This window comes from Chitinophaga sp., assembly GCF_035564935.1.
Taxonomy (GTDB): domain Bacteria; phylum Bacteroidota; class Bacteroidia; order Chitinophagales; family Chitinophagaceae; genus Chitinophaga.
The window spans coordinates 1-6,926 of record NZ_DATMTE010000336.1 but is presented as its reverse complement, the minus strand read 5'-3'; the positions used below and the strand labels follow the sequence as shown (position 1 = coordinate 6,926).

Here is a 6,926-nt window from a genome sequence, read left to right as displayed (position 1 = left end):
AATAAACAACTTTTACTATTTTATCGGTTAATTACTTTTCTTTGGGTTATGCTAACCGCTCGCAATGTTACCAAAAATTATTCCAATTTACCCATATTAAAAGGGGTAGATATTACTGTCAGTAAGGGAGAGATAGTCACCATCGTAGGGTCGTCCGGGGCCGGCAAAAGCACTTTGCTGCATATTCTCGGAACCCTTGATACGCCTACTGCCGGGGAGGTATGGCTGAATGATGTCAATCTGACGGCTTTAAAGGGAAACACCCTGGCCGATTTCAGGAACCGTCATATTGGCTTTATTTTCCAGTTCCATCACCTGCTGCCGGAATTTACCGCCCTCGAAAATGTTTGTATCCCCGGCTACATTGCCGGCGCGCGGAAAAGCCAGGTAAAGGAAAAAGCCGTATTCCTGCTGGAAACGCTGGGGCTGAAAGACCGGCTTGAACATAAACCCAATGCCCTCTCCGGCGGAGAACAGCAAAGAGTTGCCGTGGCGCGCGCCCTGATCAACGATCCGGATGTGGTAATGGCAGATGAACCAACCGGTAACCTCGACTCCCGCAATGCCCGGGAGCTGCATCACCTTTTCATGGAACTGCGGGATCAACTGAAGCAAACCTTTATCATTGTTACGCACAATGAAGAGCTGGCGCCTATGAGCGACCGTCAGCTGGTAATGAAAGACGGGAAAATTATTTAGCCGTAAATACGGATGCCTGCCTTAAAAGTATTACAGTGCGCATTTACGATATCGCGGATATGCGTGGAATAACCTCCTCCCATGGCTACTGCACAGGGAATATGATGCTTCTGCAGTGTGTGGAATACCATTTCGTCGCGCTCCAGGCAGCCCTGCTGCGTTATTTTCAGCTTCCCGAACTTATCTGTTTCCAGGATATCTACCCCCGAGAGATAAAAAACAAGATCGGGTTTCACCCGGTTGATCAGCACAGGTAAAGCATTTTCAAGCAACTGCAGGTAGGCGCTGTTCTCCATACCGTCTGCCAGGGGGATATCCCAGTCGGACGCTTCTTTGTGGAAGGGATAATTGTGTGCGCCATGCATACTAAACGTATATACATGGGGGTTACCTGCAAACAGCGCCGCGGTACCGTTGCCCTGGTGAACGTCCAGGTCTATCACCAGCGCCTGCCGGATCAGTTGCCTGTGCTGCAGGTAGTTGGCAGCTACGGCAAAATCGTTGAGCAGGCAAAAACCTTCCCCATGATCTGCAAATGCATGGTGAGTACCGCCTGCCACGTTGAAACCAATGCCATGATCCAGCGCATGCAGTGAAATATCAATGGTACCCTGGGTAATCACTATTTCCCTTAAAGTGAGGGCGGGCGACTGCGGGAATCCTATCTTCCGCTGTTCCCGTGGTTCCAGCGTTTGATCCCTCAGCTTATGCCAGTATTCAGCTGTGTGCGTGAGAAGAATAGTTTCTTCCGTAGCGGGTTCAGGGGTGAATAACTGCGCGGGGGTAATAACACCTTCCCGCAGTAGCTGGGCGGGTATCAGTTCATACTTGAGCATCGGGAAGCGATGGTCTGCCGGCAGGGGATGAGTATATATATCGTGACTGGCAATTTTCATTGTGCGCGTATAATCGATTTTCCGGCTATTACAAACACGGGATCCCTTTCATCAGGGTCAAGGGTAGCCGAGCCGGTAAAGTGGCCAAAAGCGGGTAAAATGCCGCAATAGCGGCCAAAATAGAAACAGGGTAAACGCAGTCGTTGCCTGCCTGCTCCGTGCATCACGAAAGCCGGGTGCAGGTGCCCGGAAAAAGTATAGGCAAAGCCATTGTTATCTTCACAAGGCTCATGGATAAAATGAATGTTACGCAAGGTAAGCGCAGGGTGTACATTGATCTGTAATTGCTCATACACATCATCGGGCATGATATCATGATTGCCTTTTACCAGGTCGAAGGAGATCCGGGAAAACTGTTGCCGCCATAACCTGAAATATTGCACTTCGTTGTTTTCCCGGCTATGGAACATATCGCCCACTATAATGATACGCTCCGGAAGGTAATGGGTGATCAGGCGTTGCAACCGGAATAAGTCTTCCTGTACAATGCCCGCCGGCACAGCAATTCCCGCCTTTCTGAAATGGGCTGCTTTTCCCAGATGCAGATCTGAAAGGATCAGTGCTTTCTCTTCTTCCCAAAAAATTGCCCGCTGGGGCGATAAATGCCAATGCTGCTCCTGAAAGTGAAATATTTCCCCAACCACTGATTCAACTATTTTTTTAATGAAGTGCAAATTAGAGATTTCTTAGCCGTTCACCGTGATCAATTTTTTAATCCTGTCTTCCAGCTTTTCGCTGGTCATGGTATCACGCAGGCTGTCTACTTTAATGGGGAAGCAGAAAGGCGTGAGCTTTTGCGGCGTGGTGATCACAATCCGGCTTACTGCAATCCGTTCCAGTGTTTCCCGTAGGCGTGCTTCTTCCATCTGGTAAAAGAAAGCTTCATTGAAAGCCTGTTTCAGCAGCAGGTTTTGCGGATCATAATCCCCAAATACGTTGAACAGGAGCGAAGCCGATGATTGCAGGTGACGGTTAGCCTTGTGTTTGCCGGGATAGCCCTGGAATATTAAACCGGCTATCACTGCAATATCGCGGAACTTGCGGCGTGCCATTTCGGTGGCGTTTACACTGGTTTGCAGTTCTGTCAGCAGGTTTTCGGTAGAAAAAAGCTGTTTGGCATTTTCGGCGGTTAACGGGATAGGCTGATCGGATAACAATTCAAAGCCGTAATCGTTCATGGCAATGGAAAAGGTAATGGGCTGGATACGGCTGATCCGGTAGGCCAGCAGAGCAGCCATTACTTCATGTACCAGCCTGCCTTCAAAGGGATATACGAAAAGATGATAGCCGTCTTTTGTGGTGATCTGTTCAATCAGCAGCTCACCGGCTTTGGGAATATGCGATAACTCTTCCTGTAAATTGAACAGCGGCTGCAGGGCGATCAGCTCGGGATCCTTTGTATCCCTTGAAAGGGCTTCATTGAATTTTTCCCGGAGCATGCGTCCGAGGTTGGACGACAGCGGAATACGGCCGCCCTGGTAGCTGGGCACAATAGATCTTTTTGAATTGGATTTGCGCACCAGTACCGTCATATCCTTGATGAGCACAAATTCAAGATTGCGGCCTGCCAGTGTAAAGGAGTCGCCGGGTGATAACCGGGAAATAAAGCTTTCTTCTATCACCCCAATATAACCGCCGCTCATGAACTTCACTTTCAGCATGGCGTCGCTTACAATAGTACCGATGTGTAAACGGTGGCGCATGGCCATCATGCGGCTGCGGCAGATGTAGAAGTTACCTTCCCGTTCTACTTTTTTAAATTCATCATAGCTGCCTAAAGCATCGCCGCCGGTGGTGAGAAAGGAAAGGAGCCACTGCCAGTCGTCTTCCGTGATATGCTGGTAACAAAAGGTATGTCGTACTTCTTCCCAGATGTCGCTTGCATGAAAGCCGTCGGATACCGCCAGTGTCATCAGGTACTGGAGTAAAACATCATAGGCGAGTAACACCGGCATCCTGCTTTCAATAAGGTCCTGTTCCATAGCAGCTTTGAGCGCAGCCGCCTCTACCAGTTCCAGTGCATGTGTGGGCAGGAAGAAGATCTTGCTGACAGCGCCTGGCTGATGCCCGCTACGGCCGGCCCTTTGCAGGAACCGCGCCACTCCCTTGGGGCTGCCTACCTGTATCACACTGTCTACCGGCCGGAAATCCACGCCCAGATCCAGGCTGGCAGTACATACCACCGCTTTCAGGATACCGTTGTGCAAGGCTTCTTCCACCCATATACGCAGTTCCATGTCTATGGAGCCGTGATGCAGCGCCAATGCGCCTGCCAGCATAGGATCTTCCCGTAGCAGGGCCTGGTACCATAGTTCGGACTGGGACCGGGTATTGGTGAATATGAGCGTAGTCTGACTGTCGTTGATAATGGGAAGTGCCTGCGGCAGCATTCTGATTCCCAGGTGTCCTGCCCAGGGATAGTTCTCTATTTCTTGGGGGATCACGCTTTTCAGGGCGATATTCTTTTTCAGTTTGGCCCGGATAATAAGCCCGTCGCTGTGATACGGTCCCAGTAACACTTCCAGCGCTTCGTCGAGGTTGCCGATGGTGGCAGAGATGCCCCATACTTTCAACTGGTTTTCACGCAGTCCTCTCAGGCGGCTGAGACCGAGTTCCACCATCACGCCGCGCTTGCTGCCAATGAGCTCATGCCATTCATCCACCACAACGGTGTGCAGGTGTTTAAATACGCCGGGGTATTCTTTCTGGGCCAGCAGCAGATGCAGGCTTTCCGGTGTGATGATCAGCACTTCAGGCATCTGCTTTTTTTGTGCGGCGCGGGTAGAAACAGGGGTGTCGCCACTGCGGATGCCTACCTGCCAGGGAACGTTGAGTTCCTGCAGGGCGCTTTCCATGGCCCTGCCCAGATCTTTGGCGAGTGCGCGCAAAGGCGTTATCCACAAAAGCTGTAACCCGTTTTTTGTTTTACAGGTATAGTCTTTCGGGTGCGCATCAATCCATGCGATAACGGCTCCCAGGAAAAGGGAGAAGGTTTTCCCGAAGCCGGTAGGCGCATTTACAATCCCCGATTTGCCCTGCAGGTAAGCTTTCCAGGCATCCTCCTGGAATTTGAAGGGCTTCAGGTCTTTTTCCCCCAGCCAGTTATTGATCACTTTCCATCCACCCGAACGTTGTTGCATAGGGATGAAATTAGGATAAAATGATAAATCGTGAAACGCTTATTTTTGCGTTATGCTCGCAAAATTTTTCCATCTCACCGAACACAAGACAACTGTTAAAAAAGAAATACTGGCAGGGTTAACCACCTTTTCCACCGCGTTATAGCTGGCAGTTTGCGCTGACCGCCGTATTGCTGGAGGGAATTATTTTTATTTTTTTGTCGATGTTCCGGATCCGGGAGGCGATCTTCAACAGCGTACCGGAAAACCTGAAACATGCCATTTCAGAGGGTGTTGGCTTATTGATTACATGGATAGGATGGCCAATGCGGGTATAATTGAAACGGGCATGCATCATGACATCCATTGCTTTAAATAAAAATCAAGTGCAAATCGACTGACCTAATATGAGTTTAATCATTGTATTGAATGATGACAATCATTTTCCTGGAATATTATTAACAGGAACTTCATACAAAAAGTATGAGCCTTACGCATTTACACTTAATGGTGACACATTTGCCCATATTTGGCACTATTGTAGGTTTATTGATACTCTTATATGGTATGTACACAAGAAGCTATCATACAAAGATGGCTGCATATGCGCTATTGTTGATAGCAGCAGTGGGGTGCATCATAGCTTTCTCGACGGGTGAGACCGCTAAAGAGACAGTTGAAAATCTCCCAGGAATTACAAGGAGCATAATTGAAGAGCACGAAGAATTTGCCAAAATTACCCTGATTGCTACCCTCATATTAGGAGGGGCAGACCTTGCCGGAGTCTATATAACCTGGAAGAAGCCTAAGTTTACTAAAGTAATCTCGATTATCGTCGTCATCTTAGCGCTTATTTGCTTTGGAATGACTTCATGGACAGGTTATTTGGGAGGCCGCATACGGCATACGGAAATAGGCGTTAGAGCTAATCAGTAACGTGTATTACTTTCTATAAAGCATCAGCTCCGTTCATCACTTTCCCCGTGAAGTAACTATTCTTTTAGTGTAACGGTATCGTCGCCCACATAAAGGGTATGCATCATACCGCATTTAAGTGCATAGTTGTTTTTCTGATGGCCTACGGGGAAATTGAAACACACGGGGTAACTGAAATCCTTTACTTTTTCCAGCACCATATCGTATACCGTTCTGCCAAATTCTTCGCCGGGGTCATCCGGTTTAATACGGTTAAACCCGCCAATGATAAGGCCGGCAAGGTTATCGAGCTTATGTGAGCGCTGGAGGGTGCCCAGCATACGGTCAAGGCTATACGGATATTCGCCTACTTCTTCCAGGAACAGGATCTTTCCGTTTGTATCAATTTCAGAATCGGTGCCCGACATGCTTTGGATAATGGAGAGGTTGCCACCGGTGATCACGCCCCGTGCTTTCCCTTTCCTGTTGCGGGTATCCGGTGTTGTGCTGTATTGCATTCTTTTACCGGTGAGCGCCTGGTAAATGGACATAATGGTATCCTGAATAACAGGGTCTGATTTTCCGAAATCATCCGGGAAGCTGTTGCACATTTTTGAATGCAGGGAGGCTATGCCGAAGTGCCGGCCGATATGGCAATGCAATACCGTAGCATCGCTAAAACCGATCACCCATTTTGGTTTCCGCTGAAAGCGGGAGAAATCGAGCTTATCAATGATCCGCGCGGTGCCATAACCACCCCGGCCGCACATAATGGCTTTCACATCATCATCGTTCAGCATGGCCTGCAGATCGGCGAGCCTTTTGGCATCGGTGCCGCCAAAGCTGTAGTCGCGGTCGCCAACGGTTTTGCCTATACGAATATTAAAACCCCAGCTTTCCATAATCCGGATGGCGGGTTGTATCTCGTCCCTGTTAATGTATCCTGCCGGGCAGGTAATGCCAATGATATCGCCGGGTTTCAGGTAAGGAGGAACAAGTGGTTCCTTTTTACCGGAAGGAGCGGGTAATCCAATGCCGGCAAGTGTTTGCAGCGCCGGTAACCCTGCACCGGTGGTAATAAGGGCAGACAAAAAGTGTTTGCGGTTCATACGCTTAAAATAAGCATATTTCGCCAGATAACTATGCGGTGATCATTTCGCGGATAGACCAGTGGGCAACGTATTGTTCATCTTTTAATTGCACGATATCAATAATACGCAGGGTCGCCTTCCGGCCGGTTGGCGCCTGGCCCATAAAAGGGGCAGTGAAGGTGCCTGTAAATGCCTTATGGGTCACT

General features: G+C 49.0%; 7 protein-coding genes. 2 read left to right on the top strand and 5 right to left on the bottom strand.

Features of this window, described 5'->3' with window-relative positions; all coding sequences use genetic code 11:
- The first annotated feature begins 48 nt into the window (after positions 1-48).
- A complete protein-coding gene (locus tag VN105_RS08935) occupies positions 49-699 on the top strand; it encodes an ABC transporter ATP-binding protein (protein WP_325639997.1) in 651 nt (216 codons plus the stop codon).
- Here the strand turns inward: VN105_RS08935 and VN105_RS08930 are convergent.
- The 3 genes from VN105_RS08930 to VN105_RS08920 are packed head-to-tail and all read right to left on the bottom strand — an operon-like array spanning position 696 to position 4,735.
- Positions 696-1,595, bottom strand: coding sequence for a histone deacetylase (locus VN105_RS08930; RefSeq protein WP_325639995.1), 900 nt, complete (start codon positions 1,593-1,595; stop codon positions 696-698). The genes VN105_RS08935 and VN105_RS08930 overlap by 4 nt on opposite strands.
- Positions 1,592-2,239: a ligase-associated DNA damage response endonuclease PdeM gene (gene pdeM / locus VN105_RS08925; RefSeq protein WP_325639994.1), complete on the bottom strand. Its 648-nt coding sequence runs from the start codon at positions 2,237-2,239 to the stop codon at positions 1,592-1,594. The genes VN105_RS08930 and pdeM overlap by 4 nt, the downstream gene beginning before the upstream one ends.
- Positions 2,240-2,281: 42 nt before the next feature.
- A complete protein-coding gene (locus VN105_RS08920; protein ID WP_325639992.1) occupies positions 2,282-4,735 on the bottom strand; it encodes a ligase-associated DNA damage response DEXH box helicase in 2,454 nt (817 codons plus the stop codon).
- Between the two features lie 546 nt (positions 4,736-5,281).
- On the opposite strand from VN105_RS08920, the gene VN105_RS08915 reads away from it, so the two are divergent.
- Positions 5,282-5,650 (top strand): hypothetical protein, encoded by a 369-nt coding sequence (locus tag VN105_RS08915; protein ID WP_325639990.1) that lies wholly within the window; start codon positions 5,282-5,284, stop codon positions 5,648-5,650.
- Positions 5,651-5,706: 56 nt separating this feature from the next.
- Here the strand turns inward: VN105_RS08915 and VN105_RS08910 are convergent, their stop codons facing one another.
- Together VN105_RS08910 and VN105_RS29760 are read right to left on the bottom strand one after the other, a co-directional pair.
- Complete coding sequence (locus VN105_RS08910; RefSeq protein ID WP_325639988.1) at positions 5,707-6,738, bottom strand: LD-carboxypeptidase; 1,032 nt, start codon at positions 6,736-6,738, stop codon at positions 5,707-5,709.
- A gap of 31 nt (positions 6,739-6,769) precedes the next feature.
- A complete protein-coding gene (locus tag VN105_RS29760) occupies positions 6,770-6,925 on the bottom strand; it encodes an ester cyclase (RefSeq protein WP_414647236.1) in 156 nt (51 codons plus the stop codon).
- Between the last annotated feature and the right edge of the window lies 1 nt (position 6,926).

Excerpts from the sequence above, each read along its gene's own strand:
- VN105_RS08935 (WP_325639997.1), top strand. The coding sequence starts at position 49 with ATGCTAACCGCTCGCAATGTTACCAAAAATTATTCCAATTTACCCATA.
- VN105_RS08915 (WP_325639990.1), top strand. The coding sequence starts at position 5,282 with ATGTACACAAGAAGCTATCATACAAAGATGGCTGCATATGCGCTATTG.
- VN105_RS08920 (WP_325639992.1), bottom strand. The coding sequence starts at position 4,735 with ATGCAACAACGTTCGGGTGGATGGAAAGTGATCAATAACTGGCTGGGG.
- VN105_RS08910 (WP_325639988.1), bottom strand. The coding sequence starts at position 6,738 with ATGAACCGCAAACACTTTTTGTCTGCCCTTATTACCACCGGTGCAGGG.
- VN105_RS08930 (WP_325639995.1), bottom strand. The coding sequence starts at position 1,595 with ATGAAAATTGCCAGTCACGATATATATACTCATCCCCTGCCGGCAGAC.